The 18,218-nt window shown below is 57.1% G+C and carries 12 protein-coding genes; 8 read left to right on the top strand and 4 right to left on the bottom strand.

The features are described from left to right. Positions 1-115 precede the first annotated feature (115 nt). Positions 116-1,672 carry a DUF3336 domain-containing protein gene (locus C0039_RS08010; RefSeq protein WP_165787065.1) on the top strand — a complete coding sequence of 519 codons (1,557 nt, stop codon included), beginning with the start codon at positions 116-118 and terminating at the stop codon, positions 1,670-1,672. Positions 1,673-1,967: 295 nt separating this feature from the next. After that, positions 1,968-4,973: an ATP-binding protein gene (locus C0039_RS08015; RefSeq protein ID WP_165787066.1), complete on the top strand. Its 3,006-nt coding sequence runs from the start codon at positions 1,968-1,970 to the stop codon at positions 4,971-4,973. A 78-nt stretch (positions 4,974-5,051) separates the two neighbouring features. On the opposite strand, the gene C0039_RS08020 is transcribed toward C0039_RS08015, so the two are convergent. Further along, positions 5,052-5,612, bottom strand: a complete 561-nt coding sequence (locus tag C0039_RS08020) for a TetR/AcrR family transcriptional regulator (protein WP_165787067.1) — start codon at positions 5,610-5,612, stop codon at positions 5,052-5,054. Positions 5,613-5,804: 192 nt separating this feature from the next. Here C0039_RS08020 and C0039_RS08025 point away from each other — a divergent pair, with 192 nt between their 5' ends. The 6 genes from C0039_RS08025 to C0039_RS08050 all read left to right on the top strand — a co-directional run bounded on the left by C0039_RS08025 (position 5,805) and on the right by C0039_RS08050 (position 13,284). After that, entirely contained in the window at positions 5,805-6,653 is an 849-nt protein-coding gene (locus C0039_RS08025) for an SDR family NAD(P)-dependent oxidoreductase (protein ID WP_101517787.1), read from the top strand. Positions 6,654-6,687: 34 nt separating this feature from the next. Beyond that, positions 6,688-7,629, top strand: a complete 942-nt coding sequence (locus C0039_RS08030) for an alpha/beta hydrolase (protein WP_101517788.1) — start codon at positions 6,688-6,690, stop codon at positions 7,627-7,629. 33 nt (positions 7,630-7,662) lie between these two features. Next, positions 7,663-7,842, top strand: coding sequence for an SDR family NAD(P)-dependent oxidoreductase (locus tag C0039_RS08035; protein ID WP_423810682.1), 180 nt, complete (start codon positions 7,663-7,665; stop codon positions 7,840-7,842). A 46-nt stretch (positions 7,843-7,888) separates the two neighbouring features. After that, positions 7,889-9,370 (top strand): flavin-containing monooxygenase, encoded by a 1,482-nt coding sequence (locus tag C0039_RS08040; protein WP_101517789.1) that lies wholly within the window; start codon positions 7,889-7,891, stop codon positions 9,368-9,370. A gap of 62 nt (positions 9,371-9,432) precedes the next feature. Continuing rightward, a complete protein-coding gene (locus tag C0039_RS08045; protein WP_101517790.1) occupies positions 9,433-10,890 on the top strand; it encodes a flavin-containing monooxygenase in 1,458 nt (485 codons plus the stop codon). Positions 10,891-10,914: 24 nt separating this feature from the next. Then, positions 10,915-13,284: a PEP/pyruvate-binding domain-containing protein gene (locus C0039_RS08050; RefSeq protein ID WP_076001004.1), complete on the top strand. Its 2,370-nt coding sequence runs from the start codon at positions 10,915-10,917 to the stop codon at positions 13,282-13,284. 38 nt (positions 13,285-13,322) lie between these two features. Here the strand turns inward: C0039_RS08050 and C0039_RS08055 are convergent, their stop codons facing one another. Genes C0039_RS08055 through C0039_RS08065 form a run of 3 tightly spaced genes read right to left on the bottom strand, consistent with a single transcriptional unit; the run spans position 13,323 to position 18,173 of the window. Continuing rightward, positions 13,323-13,931, bottom strand: a complete 609-nt coding sequence (locus C0039_RS08055) for a TetR/AcrR family transcriptional regulator (RefSeq protein ID WP_101517791.1) — start codon at positions 13,929-13,931, stop codon at positions 13,323-13,325. Continuing rightward, positions 13,928-17,041, bottom strand: coding sequence for an efflux RND transporter permease subunit (locus C0039_RS08060; RefSeq protein ID WP_101517792.1), 3,114 nt, complete (start codon positions 17,039-17,041; stop codon positions 13,928-13,930). The genes C0039_RS08055 and C0039_RS08060 overlap by 4 nt, the downstream gene beginning before the upstream one ends. Position 17,042: 1 nt before the next feature. Continuing rightward, positions 17,043-18,173 (bottom strand): efflux RND transporter periplasmic adaptor subunit, encoded by a 1,131-nt coding sequence (locus C0039_RS08065; RefSeq protein WP_101517793.1) that lies wholly within the window; start codon positions 18,171-18,173, stop codon positions 17,043-17,045. Between the last annotated feature and the right edge of the window lie 45 nt (positions 18,174-18,218).

The raw sequence follows: 18,218 nt of genomic DNA on the forward strand, positions 1-18,218 counted from the left end.
TTCTAGATTTTCTATGTAACTTCAAAAAAGACATGATGTGTCGCATGAACATTGAAGCCGGTAGGGGGCGCGTGAAATCATGATAATGGAAAGGTTCAACACCAGATCCAGAGCGTTGAAAAAAATTGAACAGGATTTGCACAACGCCGACAGTTACGAGCAGTGGTACACGCTGGCCGAAGCCCACGATATGGAAACAGGTGGTATTGACTGGCGGGAGAATGATGCATCCAACCACTATGATCACCTCAATATCAAGGCTCGCCTCCGGCGGCTGCGGAGACTGCGCAAGAAAGGGGACGACCACGCATTACTGTTTGTGCTCAACGAAGGGATTCACGGCAATATGGCCGGTATGGGCAAGTCCGCTCTGTACCAGCGCGCCAAGTGTGGGACCAAAGTACTGATCGACGAGTACATCAGTGAAATTTGTGAGTCATTGCTGCAATTGTCGCCCAGGCATCTGGATAGCGTCCCCTGGGCCGAGCGGATCGACTTTTTTCAGCGAGCCAGTCACTGCTACGGGCGCTCAGCCCTGATGTTAAGTGGTGGCGGTACCCTGGGTTATTTCCATTTTGGCGTTCTCAAGGCGCTGATTGAGCAGGGCTTGTGTCCTGTGGTTATTTCCGGCGCCAGCGCGGGTTCGTTCGTGGCGGCTGTCGTTGGCACGCATACTGACGAGGAGTTTCTGGCGCTGTTCGAGAACAACCAGTTGGCCCGTGAACTGACCTCCAACAACGAGGATATAAAGATTGGCATCGGTATGACCAACGGTGTCGATATGAAGGCCATCAAGCGTGAAATGGCGCGTATGATCCCGGATCTGACATTTCAGGAGGCCTACGAGAAAACCGGACGCAGCATCAATATCACCATCTCTCCAGCCGGTCCGCGCCAGACCTCCCGCCTGCTCAACCACATCGCCTCGCCGAATGTCACCATCCGCTCGGCAGTGGTAGCCAGTTCAGCTATACCCGGCATATTTCCTGCTGCCCAGCTTGAGGCGCGCGACGTGTACGGCAAGGTGAAACCCTACCTGCCCTCCCGGCGCTGGATCGATGGGTCTTTTTCCCAGGATCTGCCGGCGAAGCGCCTGGCCAGGATGTACGGAGTGAACCACTTTATCGTCAGCCAGGTGCTGCCTGGACTGGGGCGCGAGCCGACCCTGAGGCCAGGTATCAGAAAGATCATTTCCGATGCGTCGGTAGCCGCGACCAAGCAGCTGGTGCGCGGCTCGCTTGACTTCGTCCAGCACCGCACGAAAGTCGGCCCGAGGCTGGCCACTGCCATGGAGGCCATGAATGCCGTAATCGATCAGCAGTTCACTGCCGATATCAATATCGTCCCCAACTTTGGTGACACCAGGCTGATGGACGTGCTGAGGCTGCTCAACGAGCAGCAAATGGTGGAACTGCTCGCCGCTGGGGAGCGCGCTACCTGGCCCAAGATTCCCGCGATCAGTACGACCACCCGTATCGGCCGCACCCTGGACCAGATCCTGCACGAATTCGAGGTTGATGAAGCCCATTGGCTGAGATCGGCGCCGCAGACCGATGCCGCCTTAAAAGAAGACTCGGCCATACGTAAGTCACGCCGTGGCAAGAAGCCTGCCGTTACGCGGCGCAGTAAACGGGCGAGCAGGGCGATTGAGATAAAAGCGGCGTCGCGCTAGCCATCATTTCGGGCAGGCGGCGGGTCTATGATGTAGGTGGATTTCCGCCCTCGCGAAAACCAGTAGTGCGCGAAATGCTGGTGCTTGCCAATGCCTACCCGCTCGATGGCCAGGCCTGAATTGCGACATTCCCGATATGTTGACACCTTCTCTGCACACTTTCGCCATGTTTTGTTGCAGTTTCGGTTCGTGTGGTGGAATATCCCGTGGTCGTTAGTTTTTGTTGTGCCCCGTTACAGGGAAAGGCATAAAAAGGGGCGGTATAATTTTGGAAAGACCCGGTATAAGAGAATCCTTGTCGCGTAAGCTGGTATTGATCTTCCTGATCATTGCTGCGGCATTGGCGTTGGCTGCTGTCGCTGTCACCTATTTCCTTGTCCTGCCCGCCTTCGTCAACTTTGAGAAAGAACAGAGCCTGGCAAGCCTCAACCGTGTTGAAACTGTTCTTCACGCACAGTTGGATACGCTGACTGGTGCCAGCCTCGAATATTCCGCCTGGGACGACATATATGAGCATGTTCAGAGTCCAGGTGAAGCGCCGGATTACTTCGATTTCCTCACAGAGGGTGACTATTGGTCTGATATCAATATCGAGATCATGATGTTCCTGGATCGTGAGGGTCGCCTGGTCTGGGGAAGAATGATTGATCCTGAGCAATCCACTGATCTCCCTCTACAAGAACACGTTCCACAGCAGCCAGAACCGGATCATCCGCTGCTGGCTCACGCGAGCACCGACAGCCGCATCAAGGGCTTCATCAATACCCCCAGGGGTATACTGATGATGGGGTCGACCCCGATACTGCGATCAGATAGAACGGGCCCCATCATGGGGACTGTGGTGATCGGTCGACTGTTGACAGCAGAGCGCATAGCGGACATAGAACAGGCCGTTTCGGTGGATGTTTCTGCTCATCTTATTCCCGACGCCGGTCTGTCCGATGCAGCGCGGCTTGACTATGAAAGCCTGGTGTCTTCAGGTGTTCCAATCGCCACCGAGCGCGGTGAAACGCACACGTTCAGTCGCAAGGTTGTCCGCGACCTGTATGGCGCTCCCTTGATGCTGATTGAAACCAGCCAGCCCAACCAGATATCAACAATCGGTTCAAACTCTGTAAATACCGCCCTCTGCTTCCTGCTTGTGGTGATTCTCCTGTTCACATTCAGTGGCTGGTGGATACTGCGTCGCCTGGTTATCAGCCCGTTGCTGGTACTGGGTGACCACATTGCAAGTGTTCGCGAAAGTGGTGACCTGTCCGTCCGTTTTGGAAGTGACCGCAAGGACGAACTCGGTCACCTGGCGTCTGAGTTCGACGCATTGACCCAGGAATTGAGTGAAACGCAACGGCAACGAGACGATGCTGAGAGCGTCTCCAGGGCAAAGAGCCAATTTTTGATGTCCATCAGTCATGAGATTCGAACGCCTATGAATGGGGTCATTGGTATGACTGATGCCCTGTTGCGAATGGATTTGCCAGAAAATTCCCTGCGACTGCTCAGCCAGGTCAAATCCTCGGGGCGGATACTGCTCAATATCATTGATGACATCCTGGACTTTTCCACGGTGAGTGCGGGGCAGGCCATAGTGGAGAAGGAACGGTTCAGCCTTCGGCAGATGGTCTCCGATGTCAATTCTGCCGTTGCAGATTCGGCGCAGCGCAAGGGGGTCGAGTACCTATGCCGATTCGATTCCAGTCTGCCGGAGAGTGCCCTGGGCGACCAGCAGAAGATCAAGCAGGTGCTGATCAATCTTATTGGCAATGCCATCAAGTTTACTCACGCGGGAGAGGTTGCCCTCGCGGTCAGTAGTGAGGTGGAGACGGTGCAGGGTAGAGACGGCGTAACGGTGCTTAACTTCACCGTGTCCGATACCGGGATAGGTATACCGGCGCCCTCATTAAGCGCAATCTTTGAATCTTTTTCCCAGGTCGACAATGGTCCGGGCAGGGAGTACGGCGGCACCGGCCTGGGTTTGTCCATCAGCAAAGCCCTGGTCGAGGCGATGGGTGGTGAGATACAGGTCAGTAGTGAGTATGGCGTTGGTTCAACGTTTCAATTCACTGTGCCTGTCAGCGAAACAATCGCAGCTGTTGACGATGGGGAACGGGCTTCAGTCTGTGCCGGGTTGCGGGCACTGATAGTGGATGGCTATCCGGGTACCCGTGATCTCGTTGCCTCCTTACTGGCCGAACTGGGCGCGGTTGCTGACACCGTCGCCAGCACTGCCGAGGCAATAGTCGCTCTGGAGGCCGCGTCCCATGAGGGGAGGCAGTACGACCTGCTGCTGGTAGACAATCAACAGAGTAATCCTGACAGCGCTGCATTCACAGCGGCACTGCCTGATGGTTCTCTTGCAGCAGGGGCGGCCGTTATCCTGCTGTGTAATGTCACGGATGAATGCCAGGTTGAAACTCAAGTCGGCCGTATCGATGCATGCCTTCCGAAACCCATTTTGCGAGACGATTTGTTAGACGCGATCATCACCGGCCGCAACAGTGACGGTGCTGCTGCCAAGCCTGGCGAGAACAGGGCGGGGCAAAGACCGCAATTGCTAATCGATGTGCTGGTCGCGGAAGATAATGAAGTCAACCAGGAACTCATCACATTTGAATTGTCGGAAATCGGTGCTCGTTACGTACTGGTAAGCAATGGCATTGAAGCGCTGAATGAACTGGCTAAAGGGGCGTTTGATATTATCCTGATGGATTGCCATATGCCGGGAATGGATGGATTTGCCGCGACCAAAAGAATACGCGCGATGAAAATCACCGATAAGCGCGGCTCTCCCGTGCCCATTGTGGCGATGACTGCAAGTGCGGGTGAAGATGACCAGAAGCACTGCATCGCGGTGGGTATGGATGCCTATATCAGCAAGCCCTACGAATTTGAGAACCTGCTGGGTACGATCAGCAGGCTTTTGCATGATACCGGCCAGTTTGACTCGGTGCTTGATGCTGCGCCTCTGGCGTCTATGCGTGAGCTTAGTAGTGACCGCGTGGATGTGCTGGGGCGTCTGATAGACGTTTATCTGGAAAGCTCGCCACCCCTGGTCAGCCAGATAGGTGAGGCGATAGCGGCGGGCGACGCCGAGGCGGTGCGGATGGGTGCCCATAAGCTCAAGTCCAGTAGCGCCACTCTCGGCGCAAGTATGGTCGCATCACTTGCGCGGGACCTTGAGTACCTGGGGCGTGACAACCAGATCGAGGAATGCGCGGATGTGTTCTCGTCGCTGGCCAGGGCTATCGAGGCAGCCTATTCGGCACTGGAGAAGGAAAAGTCCCGCAGCGCGACGCCAGCGTAGTCCGAACCGGACACCGCGCAGTTATAAGGCGTACCGGCAGGTCACAGAGCCCTGCGTTGCGCATCGCCTGTTCGCCGTTCAGCCATTCCCGGTCGCCAACAGCCCGGCCAGCTCGCTTTGTAGCGTCAGTTGTTGGGCGATGTGCTTCGCATCCAGAGGGTTCAGTGCAAAAATCTTGCCGTGCAGTGGAGCGAGAGTGATATAGCCCAGTAGCATGCTGTGGAAGGCCATGATGACGCTGGTCATCGCGCCGGTCTGCTCGAGAATCCCGGTAAAGAAGGGGCGATACCAGTCGTCCACCAGCTTGTCCAGGTGTTCGCCTGAGGTCAGCGTGGCCTGCTGAATGATGCGGGAGATGTTGGGGTGGTCTATGTGATGCTTGACCAGTTTTTCCAGCAGCTCAGAAGATTGGTCCTGGGCCAATGGATTGCGGGCAGTCATAAAATCCTTCATCGGCGCAAACAGCCTGTCGACCACGGCGTCGTAGACTTCTGCCTTACAGGCATAGTGTTTGTAAATCGCTGGTCCACGTATCCCTACCGCGTCCGCGATGTCGACGATCGAGGTCGCCTCGTATCCCTTATTCGCAAACAGGGCTTCGGCGGCATCAAGTATTCGGGTTTTAGCGGGACTGGTCATTTTGTGGTCCTGAGCCTGTCTGGTTCGCGATGTTGGTCTGCAGCGGTTGACGTCCTTTGCTTGATTGTTTAGGTTACAGGTTACTAACCTGTAACTCCAGCGCCATGTTGCTGGCAAATCGATCATTGCCTGTTCCGCAAAGTGCGAGGGCAGAGAGAGGGCCCCGATGGCGATCCGACCTGGAAGTGCTTTATGAAGGAATTTGAGAACAAGACCGCTGTGGTCACCGGTGCTGCCAACGGCATCGGCCTGGAACTGGCGAAGGTGTTCGCGGAGCGGGGCATGCATGTGGTGCTGGCGGATATCGAGCAGGACAAGTTGGTTGAAGCTGTTGATACGGTGACGGAGTTGGGGGCGGAAGCGATTGGAGTGGTCACCGATGTGGGCAGTGACTCGTCCGTGGCAGCGCTGTGCAAAGCAAGTGTTGACCGTTTTGGCAGCGTTCAGGTGTTGTGCAACAACGCAGGGGTCTATACCGGCGGATTGCTCTGGGAACAGACGGTAGATGACTACGAGTGGTTGATGCGGGTTAATCAATGGGGCGTTATTCACGGGCTTCGACACTTTGTGCCGCAGATGATTGCGCAGGGTGACGAGTGCAATATTGTAAATACGGCCTCCATGGCGTCACTGTGTACCCTGCCATTTGCCGGTATCTACCATATGACCAAGCACGCAGTGCTTTCGCTGAGTGAATGCCTGTTTCATGAACTGGCGATGACCGCTCCCCAGATTAGTGTGTCCTGTCTTTGCCCGGAACTGGTCAATACCGGTATCGCCACCTCGGCAAGGAACCGACCTGCCGATCTGGCAGAGCAAAATGTCACCGACATGCAGAAGATGTCGATGACTGCGATCACTGACGCCACGGCAGGATCGCTCCCGCCTCGCGTGTTGGCAGAGCGAGTGTTGCAGGGAATCAAAGACAACACGTTCTACCTCTTGCCGCCGGGAGATAACCCATGGAGGGATACTGCCCATTCCAGATTGGAAGATATCCGCCTGGTACGCAATCCCACCTTCGCCCCCCCGGCCATTTGACCAGGCGGCGATAACAGCAATTCCCGGGAGAATTATGTCGTCAACCAAACGCTATGCGATACACGAGGACTTCGCCAAATTTCCGGCGATGAGCGTTCGCTTCACCTCGCTGGTCATAGGCTTCCTGAATCTGTTGATCCGTTTGTCACGCCTGCGCCGAAAACACTCCGCTGCCGTCACTGTTGTGCGTCAAAAAATTTCCGGCGACGGGGGGCACCGAATTGAGCTGCGGGTCATTACCCCGAAGAACCTGAAGCCCGGGGCACCGGCGTTGGTCTACTATCATGGCGGCGCTTTTGCGATGACGTTCGGCGGTATGCACCTGGAAAACGCGGAGCGCTACGCAGAATCTACAGGGTGTATAACGATTTTCGTGTGTTACCGACTGGCCATCAGGAACCCCTTCCCCGATGGCTTTAACGATGCCTATGCGGCACTAAAATGGGCGGTGGATAATGCTGGCCAGTTAGGTATTGATGTTGGGCGTATCGCCGTGGGTGGCGACAGTGCGGGCGGCGCGCTGGCGGCAGGTGTCGCGCAGCGCGCCAGGGACGAGGGTCTGGTCAGCCTGTGCGGACAAATGCTCATATATCCGGTACTGGACAGCCGCTGCAATACCTCATCTGCCGTGGAGTTTGTCGATGTGCCGTTGTGGACGGCGACATCTAACAAGCGCATGTGGTCTATGTATTTACGCAACTATGCTGAGGACGCCACGCCGCCCTATGCCGCCCCCGGTCTCGGCGCACTGCAAGATCTCCCCTCCGCCTATATTGAAACGGCAGAATTTGACCCGCTGCGTGATGAAGGGCTGAGCTATGCCAGGGAACTGGCTGATTGCGGATGCGCTGTGGTCCTTAATGAAACACGCGGCACCATTCATGGCTATGACGCCTCTGCGGATAATGAAACTGCGGTTGCCTCAATGCGCAAGCGACTGGATTTCCTGAAGTCAGTTTTTACGCCGGTGGAATGAAATGGCGCTGAGGCTGGCCAGCAGCAGAGGAACATGATGATGAAGGGAAGGTTAAGCAACAAGGTGGCTCTGGTAACGGGCGCGGGCTCAGGTATCGGCTTGGCCTGCGCTAAACGCTTTGCAGAAGAGGGCGCGGCAGTGGTGGGTTCAGACGCGTCATCCTTTGTCACCGGGCATGGCCACTGCAGCGTAGAAATGATGGGGCTTACCTGAGTCCCCCCGATTGTTTTCTATTCGTTCTTAATATGGACACGTTTTAATGACCGCTTCTATCTCGATCGATTCCTCGCCCGGTTCCGGAGCCAAACCGCGTATCTGCATCGTGGGTGCTGGCATGTCCGGTATCCTCATGGCGGTGAAATTGCTGGAAAAAGGCATTGATAACTTTGTTGTCTATGAACGGTCAGAGGCGGTCTCCGGGACCTGGCGGCAAAACCGCTACCCGGGGGTGGCCTGTGACGTCGCCTCGTTTACGTACAGCTATAGTTTTGAGCCCAATCCGGACTGGACGCACCGTTTCTCCCCCGGCCCCGAAATCAGAGCCTATTTCGAGCGGGTGGTCGATAAGTATGGAGTACGCCGGTTTATCCGTTTCAACACCGAGGTGACGGCAGCCTGCTTTGAAGGCGCACAGTGGCGCGTAACGACCAATGACGGCAGCGAAGAACTGTTTGACGTCTATGTCGCCGCCACCGGTCCACTCAATAACCTGCATTATCCCGATATCAAGGGGCTGCAGGATTTTGCCGGTGCCTGTTTTCACACCGCGGACTGGGATGACGACTACGATTACACCGGCAAGCGAATTGGTATCATCGGCACCGGTTCTTCGTCAGTGCAGTCCGTCGATCCACTCTCTGCAAAAGCAGAACACCTGACGATTTTCCAGCGCACACCGCAATGGGTTATCAAGACGGATAATCCAGAGTATTCGCCAGTAGCGATCAAGCTAAAGCACTCATTCCCTATACTGGGGAGGCTCACAAGGTGGTTTTACAGCTGGATAGGTGAGCAGTTTGGCCTTGCGGCCCTGAAGGACGGCTTCCGGCGCAAGTTTGTATTCAAGGCGTGCCAGAGTGCCCTGGACTCGGTAAAGGACCCGGTGCTACGGGAAAAGTTAACCCCGGATTATCTCCCCATGTGCCGACGCATGATCATGTCCGGTACTTTTCACGAGGCGGTTCAGCGAGCCAATGTCGCCGTGGAAACGACAGCCATCGACTGTATTACAGCTGATGGCATACGCACGGTCGATGGAAAGGAGCATAAGCTGGACCTGCTGATCCTTGCCACCGGGTTCTTCTTCAATGCACAGAACGTAAAGCAAGTGACGGGCCTCAACGGGTTGTCTCTGGCGGACTACTGGCAGGACGGTATCAAGACCTACCGCTCCATTACTGTACCCGGCTTTCCCAACTATTTTATGTTGGTTGGTCCCAATAGCCCGATAACCAATTTGTCACTGATTGAGATTGCGGAGATCGGGGTGAACTACGTGATGCAATGTGTCGATAAGATTCGCAATGGCGAAATCACCGCCATTGCGCCCAAACCCGAGGTGACCACGGCCTACATGCAAAACCTGCGCAATGCGTTTGGTGACACGATCTGGACCTCTGGTTGCTCCAGTTGGTATCTCGATGATGAGGGTATCCCGGCCACCTTTCCCGGACCACCGTCGGAGTATCGGAAGGAATTGAACGAGCCGATTCTGCATGAGTATGAGTTGATCAGTGCGTGACTTGATTGCGCTGCCCGGGAGCGGCTAAACCCGCTTGAATCGTTTTACAGGACCGTCAGGACATGAAAACAAACAAGCAACTGCGCGTCGCCATTATCGGTGCCGGTCCGGCGGGCATCGCCGCGGGCAGGGAACTGCTGCAGAAAGGTTTCAAGGAGTTCACCATTTTTGATGCGCTGGACGCGCCCGGTGGCACCTGGCGATTGCACAGCTATCCGGGCCTGGCCTGTGATGTGTGGGCGCATTCCTACAGCTTCTCCTACACCCCAAACCCGGACTGGAGTGCGAACTTCGTCGACCAGCCGGAGATTCAGGCTTACCTCGCGCGATGCGCCACTGAGTTTGGGCTGGATCCGCATATTACGCTCAATACGCGTATCGACCGTGCACATTACCAACCGGGCGGGAGCTGGAAACTGCTAACCAGCACGGGTGCGTGTTACGAGTTCGACGTGGTTATCAACGCCATGGGTAATCAACACACGCCGCTCTACCCGGACGTGCCCGGAATAGATCTTTTTGCAGGTGAGAGCTGGCATGGTACGCGCTGGAATCACCAAGTAGACCTGGTTGGCAAGCGGGTGGTGATCGTTGGCTCCGCGGCCAGTGCGGTACAAATAGTACCGGAACTGGCAGAGCTTGCAGGTCACCTTACCGTGCTACAGCGCTCAGCAAACTGGATCATGCCTCGAGGAAAAAAAACCTATTCTGCCAGACGCAAGCAGCTTATGAGGCGCTTCCCGTCACTGATAGCGGCCACTCGCAAGTGGCAGCAGACGGTGATGGGCCAGGTGGAATATGCCGTCACTCTGGGCCACAAGCGAATGGGCCAGTTTGAGAACGTTGTAAAGCGGTATATCAAGCGCACGGTGACTGACCCTGAAACGCAAGAGGCGCTGCTACCCGATTCACATTACGGCTGTAAACGCGGTCTGGTTTCCGACGACTTTTACCCCGCGCTGAATCGCGATAATGTGGAACTGATCGCCTCTGGATTGCGTGAAGTGACGCCCACCGGGTTAATTACAGAGGATGGGCTCAGTATCGAGGCCGACATCATCGTGTACTGCACGGGTTACCGCATCCTTGATTTTGACCGCATTGACGTCGTCGGTGCCAGTGGCAGGTCTTTGGCCGACACCATGGCGGATGACCCCCGGGCCCATAAGGGCATTTCGGTACCGGACTTTCCCAACTATTTCTTCGCCGTTGGTCCTAATGGATTAGTGCTTAACGTGTCCTACTTCATGAGTGCAGAAAAGAATGTAGAGACTATTGTGCGACTTCTGGGGGAGATGCAGTCAGCCGGGGCCGCTAGCATAGAAGTCAGCCGCAAGGCGTTCAAGGAATACAACCAGTGGATGGACACACGCTTTGAACGCTTTTCCTGGGGTTCGAGTGACTGCAGCAGTTACTACCGCAATGCGGCGGGTCATGCGCCTTTTCTGTTCCCCGGGAACTTCAAGGAATACCGCGGTCTGCACGAAAAAACTGGTGTGGATGAATATGAGTTGGCCTGAAGTCATGTGCGCAGGTGCGTCCGTTTGAGAGTTGAGATTCTCAGCCTGGACCAGGTCAGGGATGAGTCCTCAGGCGGCAAGGCGTATGGTCTGTCCCGTTTACAGATCATGGGGTTACCAGTGCCGCCGGCGTTTGTTATTCGTAATGCGCAGGCGGGAATCTATCCGCAAGAGCTCGACGAGCACTACCAGGCCCTTGATTGCGATCGTGTTGCGGTGCGATCTTCTGCACAGGGAGAAGATGGTGCCGATGCATCCTTTGCAGGTCAGTACGACACCGTGCTCAACGTGGAGAACGGCATCCAGCTGCGAGAGGCTATTGATTGCTGCGTGGCCTCGTCACAGGCTGATCGCGCCCGTCAGTATCAGGTGGAGCAGGCCGGCACAAATGCGGCAGCGATGAATATTGTGGTGCAGCGTATGGTCGATGCGCGTGCCGCTGGCGTTGTTTTCACAGCGGATCCCGTTAGCGCCCGCCGCGACTTGTTGATCGTCGATGCGGTGTCTGGACTGGGCGAGGCGCTGGTGAGCGGTGAGGCAACCCCCGACCATTATGCGGTTAACACGGCGGGCGAAATCGTACGCAGGCAACTGGTTGGCGATGACGCTCTGCTTAGCGACCTGGAGATTATGCAGATTGCGGTTCAGGCACGGGCGGCTGCCGCACACGAGGGTCATCCACTCGATCTGGAATGGGCGATTGATCAAAGTGGTGAACTGTTCTGGCTGCAAGCAAGGCCCATTACCACGCTGCCTGCAGACCTCAATGAATTTGATACCCGCCTGCCGCGCCCGGACGATGTGCTGACCATCAGCAACGTCAGCGAGATGATGCCTGGAGCGGTCTGCCCGCTGACCAGCTCGTTTACTGGCTGGGGAATCGATTATGGTCTGCAGCATATGCAGGTGACCGTGGGTGCGCGTGAGCGTATCGAGAGCGACTGGCAGGTCACCGCCTCTGCCTATGGCCACTTGTTTCTCAACATGACCGGCAACCTGGTGATGTCTGCCGGTGTATTGGGTTCCAGTGCAGAACAGGCCGCACAAACGCTTTGTGGTCGTGCCGTACCTGAACTCAGGGAACTCCCGCCATTGCCCCGCTGGCGCAGGGTGATTAATACCGTGAAACTGCTGCGTTATTGCCTCGCTGCTCCAGGCGTAGTGCAGCGCTTCGGCGTCGAGCTGGATCAGTTCAGGATTCATGAGCGGGAAGGTAGCGCTGCGATGTGGGATGAAATTGCCGGTAAATCCTGGTTTTTCAATCACGCCATGGCTGTGCATATACAGTCCTCTGCGCTTTCGGGTTTTCTGAGCGCCATTGTAGAAAACATGGTTTCGGGTAACTCGAATGCGAGCACTATTGCTGAACAGGCAGAGGCGGTGCGGTTGCTCGCCGGGGCCAGCGACGTCGAGAGCGCAGTGATGCTTGAGCAGCTCGACGAGTTGCTCGATGAACTGGCACTGCACCCCGAGGCGGAGAGCGCGTTTCAGCGGGCTACGGTTGAAGATGCGGTGCAATGGTTGCAGGACGCTCCTCATCTGTCTCAGCGTTTTACAGCTTTTCTCAATAGCCACGGGCATCGCGGCTACCGTGAATTGTGTATGCGTGATCCCGCATGGGGTGATGACCTTACCCCGCTTGTGCAGAGCATGCAGGCGGCGGTGCATGCTCGGCTGCTCACTGGTGGGCACAGGGAACTGCATACGCCGGATATCGACGTCCCAGCGTTGAGTCGCGGCCTGCGCTGGATCCTGCCCAGGGCACACAATGCGATTCGTCGTCGTGAACTGACCAAATCACAGCTGGTCGAGCTGGCGCACCGTTTCAAGCTTGCGTTTCGTAACCTGGGGCAGCAGATGGCGGGGGAGGGGATTATTCCTGACGCTGATCTCGTGTTTTTCTTCAGTACCGATGAACTACGCGGCTTCATCGCAGCACCGGACATGACTGCGGTGGAGCTCGCCCTTGCCCGGCGTGGTGCGCTGGACCACCAGCAACAACTGGAGTTTCCTGAAATCTCTGTGGGCATGCCGCAGCCCCTGGAGCCGCAGGCGGTAGACATCACTGATGGCGTGCTGCAGGGGCGGCCCGCTTCAAGAGGTGTGGTGGAAGGCATCGTGCGCGTGGCGCATACCCTCGCCGAGGCCGCGGCGCTGGAACCTGGAGAGATTCTGGTGACGCCCATCACAGACATCGGCTGGACGCCTTATTTCAGCCTGATAGGAGGCCTGGTTACTGATCTGGGAAGCTCAGTCTCCCATGGTGCTGTGATCGCCAGAGAATATGGGCTGCCCTGTGTGGTCAATACTCGACAGGCGACACGTTTTCTGAAGACCGGGCATAAAGTACGTCTGGACGGAGATACAGGCAGTGTTACGCTGTTGACACTGTAGCGCGCCAGGTCGGCATCCATACACCCTGTCAGCGTCGTTCAGGCCTTCCCTTCGACACCATCCAGAAAGGTGTTTGCGCTGCTGCTCAGCAGCGTTGCGACATCGGTCTCAGGCAAGAATAGCGCTAGCTGGCCGTTAATATTCAACACGGATAAACCGTGAGCCATGGCCCAGAGCTTGACCGAAAGCTCTAGCGGGTCACTGTCGGTAATTGCGTTGTGCTGGCACCAGGCTTCTACCGCACCCACAAAATTATAAAAGCCGGGCCTGCGTTCAGCCTCGCTTCCGTTAAGTGGCCCATGGCCACCTTCGTTCCAGATCAGGTTATAGAACTCGGGGCGTTGGGAAACGTAGCTGAGATAGGTGTTCCCCAGCGCCAAAATGGACTCCCTTGACCCCGTTGGGAAGGCCTCGCGGGTTGCTTGTGTTGCCTCGGCAAGGCCCATGAAATAGAGGTCGGCCACGGCTGCCAGTAAGGCTTCCTTGTCTTTGAAGTGCCGGTAGGGTGCGGCGGGGCTGACGCCTACCACCTTGGCTGCCTCGGAGATCGCGAAATCGGGTGAGCCGCGCTCTTCGATCAGCTCTGCTGCCGCGACAATCAGGGCATTGCGCAGGTTTCCATGATGATAGGAACCGCACTTGTTCATGCGCGCCTTTCCCCCATTTTAAACAGGGGCCTTCGCGGAAGCCGCAGCCGGTTTGCCAGCATGAACATCGGCGGTACCAGAAAGAAAGAGATAATAGTGGAGAGCAGCACACCTCCGGCTATGGCCATGGCAAAAGGCGGCCAGAACTGGTTGCCCTCTAGAATCAGCGGCAGAAAGCCGCCGAAGGTCGTAACCGTGGTAGAGACGATGTGGCGACTGGAATCCATGACCACGGTGCGAATGGAGTAGGGGCTGCCGCGCATTGCACCGGGACTCGCCTGCAGCGCGGTCATGATGATGATTGCCGCGTTGATGGACACGCCAATCGAACCGATCACCCCTATCATCGACATGATGCCAAACGGATATTGAAAGATGGCCAAGGACAAGAGCGACAGCCCCATGGAGCAGGCGCAGACCAGTACAGCGACGGCTGAGAGTCGCCAGGAGTTGAACGTGAGCACAATGGTGGCCAGTAGCGCAGACAAAATCAGGCCCATGGGTGCCATGATATTTTCCACGACTTCTGCCCGTTCGTCTGTGTCACCGCCGTACACCAGTTTATATCCCGGCGGGAGCTCGATCGGGTTGCTCTCCAGGTCGGCTTTTAACAGTTTCAGTGCTTCCTCAGGCAGCACACCGCGGGTGATAAAACCCTGTACTGTATTGATACGCACGCCATCCAGCCGGGTGATAGGACTCTGCGATGGTTCCAGTGCGGGGCGGCCCAGCGCGCTGAGCGGTAGCCCTGCGACGGTGCCTGAGGGGGAGGAGAGCGGCAGCCTTATGTCGGCGATCTGGTCCGGTGTGCCCCAGTCCGTTTCGCTAAGGCGGACACGTACCGGCAGGCGCTCAGTGCCCTCAAGAATTTCTCCGCCTACGCGGCCGCGCAATGCGTCATTGAGCGCTGTTGCTGCGTCCACCAGTTGCAGGTTAGCCAGGCGCAGGCGCTCCTCGTCCAGATGAAAAACCACCTTGGGCGCACCACCAATGAGATCAGTGGCAGTATGGATAACGTGGGGAGTGTTATCCATACGCTGCCGTAATTGATCTCCCAACTGCTGTAGCACGGCGAGGTTCGGCCCGTGAATCTCGATTTCCAGCGGCGCACTGACAGGCGGCCCCTGATAGATTCCCTTGACCACGATACGGGCCTCGGGGTGTGATCTGTCCAGTTCGATTTGCAGTGACCTGATCAGGTCGTCCGTTTGCTGCGCATCCCGGGTCATTACCAGGGCTTCGGCCCAGGAGGGTATGCCTTCCCGGGATCGATACATGTTGTAGTAGAAGGGTGGGGCGCTTTCGCCAAGTGTCCAGTCGACGCGCTGAATCAGCGCATCCGAGCGCAGGCGCTGGTCCAGTTTTGTAACCAGTTCCAGAGTGTCGTCAATGGAGCGACCGTCGGCGAGTTTGACCTGTATATACATCTGGTCGCGATCTGTCCCGGGAAAGAACTGTGCGGTCAGCGTGGAGAATGAAAGAAAGCCGGTAATGGGAAGGCTCAGCGACAAGGCGATCGCCGCCGCGGGGTGGTGCAGGCTCCAGTCCAAAGCGGTGGACAGCGCTTTGCCTGCCCTGCCGCTGTTGATACCGCCGGTATACCAGTGGCGGCTGGCCTCGGCGGTGCGCGGCAGTAGCCACGCCGCCAGCACAGGCGTTACCGCCAGTGCCAGCAGGGTTGAAGCGATCAGCATGATGATGACTGACTGGGCGACGGCACCGATAAAGTCGCCGCCTGGGCCTGGCATGATGGCCATGGGCATGAATGCCAGAATGGTGGTGACGGCCGAAGAGAGAAGGGGGACGCGCAGGCGCTTCACCGAGTCAGCTATGGCCTCGTATGGGCTTTGGCCCTCCAGCAGCCGCTTGCGCACTTCATCGGTCATGACAATGGAACCGTCCACCAGCAGTCCCAGTGCAACGATCAGGCCACAGATAGACATCTGGTGCAGTGCCATGTCTGCCCGCTCCATAACCACGATGGAAATCAAACCGCAGAGGGGAAGAATGATGGCCACGACAATGGCCGCTCGCCATCCCAGCGTGAACAGCAATACCAGTAGTACCAGCGTTATGCCGATGGCCAGGTTCTGGGAGACTTCGGCGAGACGGCTGCGCGCGTAAGTGCTTTGATCAAAGGTTTTCTCGATCATCACGCTGGCCGGGGCGCTTTCGGTAAAATCGTCAAGCATGACCTGGAACTGCGCCGCCCAGCGATCGACCTGGCGCCCGTCTTCCATGGCGACGCCGATCAGCATGCCTGGTTTGCCCTCAATCAGCACCATGGAGGGAGGGGGTGTAACCTCAGTCTTATAAACGCGGCCCAGGTCCGAGATGCGCGTGGCGCTGCCATTTGCGGAGGTATTGACGATGACCTCGCGAATGCGGGTCAGGGAGTCAAAGTCGCCGGCCAACTCGATCAGCATGTCCATTCCGGCGCCGGTGGAGCGCCCCGAGGCAATCTTGGCATCGGCAGCCTGCAGTGCAGCAGCGACCTGCTGCAGACTCAATCCCCGGGAGATCATTGCGTCTTCATCCACGGCCACGCGGATCTCCTCGACCGGCTCACCAAATACCTCGGCGAACTTTGTCCCGGGCAAATTGCGCGCCTGATCGGCAAAGTCCTCAGCCAGCCTGCCCAGCAGTGAGCGCGGTATTTCTGCCCCGGCTGTGCCTGATATCGCCACGATGGCGGTGAAGGACTGCAGTCGATCGTTGTCGAAGGAGGGCGCACCGGCACCGGGTGGAAATCGGGTGGCCGCGTCTGTCATCGCGTCCCGGATCTCTGACCAGACCCGCTCCAGTTCCGCATCTGGCAGGACGTCGTTCAGCCTGATATTGAGAAAGGAAACGCCGGTGCTGGAGGTGGACTGGAGTGTGTTCAGCTCGGAGATTTTGCGCAGTTCATCTTCCAATGGTTTGGTGACCAGCGCCTCTACGCGATCGGGAGTGGCGCCCGGATAGAAGGTGGTAATTGTGCCCGCGAAGTTGGTGAGGGTGGGTTCCTCCTGGCGCGGGATATTGCTGAAGCTGTTCAGGCCGACCGCGAAGACGCAGATAATGAGCAGCGCGAAGTATCTTGAGTGGTGGAACAGCAGTTGTGCGAGCATGTCAGCGCCCCCCTGCAACTACCACGGGTGTGCCCGGGGTGATGCGATGCACACCGCTGGCCACGACAAGGCTGCCCGCGGGAAGGGTGCCGTGCACATAGGCCTGGTCGCCCCTTAGTTCAATGACCTCTACGGCCTCGCGGACGCTAACGGTTTTTCCATCGCGCTGTTCCAGGCGTAATACCGTCCACAATCCACGGTTCCCTTCCAGCAAGGCGGACAGCGGCAACCACCCTCCCTGTAATGGAACCTGTTCGCTGAGGATGAGGCTGACAGGCTCGCCGTCTACGGCCGTTACCTCAGCCGGTATTGAAAATACCGCCGTGGTCACCCTGGTGACCGGGTCCACATCGGGTCGCACGCTGAGTAACTTGCTTGAAAATGACTTACCGCGTAACGAAAGCGTGTAGTGGTTTCCGGGTATTAACGTAGAGGTCCGCGACACTGAAACACCGATATTGGCTTCTCTTCCCGCTGTTTCGATAAAGTGCACCACGGGTGTTCCAGGATTGGCCACGGCGCCTTCATGCACAAAACGGTCGGCAATCACACCGGAGTAGGGCGCGCGAAGCTGTGTCTTTTCGATGTTGATCTCAATGCTCTGTAGCTGCGCGGTGACGGCGTCAACGCGCGAGGCCAGTGCCTGCGCCCGCAGTCGGGTCTCATCAAAAGCCTCTCGCGACACCGCGCCGGTCTCTCGCAGTTCCCGCTGGCGCCTGGCTTTAAGCTGTGCCAGTTCCAGCTCTGATTCTGCCTGGGCAAGTTCCGCCCGGGTGGCCCGGGAGCGGGCCTGCAGCGCTGCGTCATCGAGGCGGGCGATCACCTCTCCCTTTGCCACGTGACTGCCCTCGCGCCAGGGCAGTGCGGAAACCGTCCCTGCTATTTCAAAGCCCAATGTGGATTTGCGACCAGCGCTTATCAGTCCAAGGTAGGAGTCCGCGCGCTTATAACTGTCCTGCAGTTGGTAGGTGACGCCCTCGACAGTCAGCGGAGCCCGCGACTGTGGCTTCTCTCCCATGGCGAAGCGGGCTTGCAGAACGGACGTCAGCCCCAGTACAACCAGCGCTGCTACAGCTATGCCTGCCAAACTGGTATAGCGGCTGGCTGTAGTGCCCTCACTGTGTTTATTCATAGATCAATGCCGCGAATGTTAAAGCAATTAACATGTATGTTAAGG

The sequence above is a fragment of the Pseudohalioglobus lutimaris genome, from assembly GCF_002866825.1.
Lineage (GTDB): Bacteria > Pseudomonadota > Gammaproteobacteria > Pseudomonadales > Halieaceae > Halioglobus > Halioglobus lutimaris.

What these genes read in the sequence shown, in the direction of transcription:
- C0039_RS08020 (WP_165787067.1), bottom strand. Translation starts at nt 5,612, where the DNA reads ATGACCAGTCCCGCTAAAACCCGAATACTTGATGCCGCCGAAGCCCTG.
- C0039_RS08025 (WP_101517787.1), top strand. Translation starts at nt 5,805, where the DNA reads ATGAAGGAATTTGAGAACAAGACCGCTGTGGTCACCGGTGCTGCCAAC.
- C0039_RS08030 (WP_101517788.1), top strand. Translation starts at nt 6,688, where the DNA reads ATGTCGTCAACCAAACGCTATGCGATACACGAGGACTTCGCCAAATTT.
- C0039_RS08035 (WP_423810682.1), top strand. Translation starts at nt 7,663, where the DNA reads ATGATGATGAAGGGAAGGTTAAGCAACAAGGTGGCTCTGGTAACGGGC.
- C0039_RS08040 (WP_101517789.1), top strand. Translation starts at nt 7,889, where the DNA reads ATGACCGCTTCTATCTCGATCGATTCCTCGCCCGGTTCCGGAGCCAAA.
- C0039_RS08045 (WP_101517790.1), top strand. Translation starts at nt 9,433, where the DNA reads ATGAAAACAAACAAGCAACTGCGCGTCGCCATTATCGGTGCCGGTCCG.
- C0039_RS08055 (WP_101517791.1), bottom strand. Translation starts at nt 13,931, where the DNA reads ATGAACAAGTGCGGTTCCTATCATCATGGAAACCTGCGCAATGCCCTG.
- C0039_RS08060 (WP_101517792.1), bottom strand. Translation starts at nt 17,041, where the DNA reads ATGCTCGCACAACTGCTGTTCCACCACTCAAGATACTTCGCGCTGCTC.
- C0039_RS08065 (WP_101517793.1), bottom strand. Translation starts at nt 18,173, where the DNA reads ATGAATAAACACAGTGAGGGCACTACAGCCAGCCGCTATACCAGTTTG.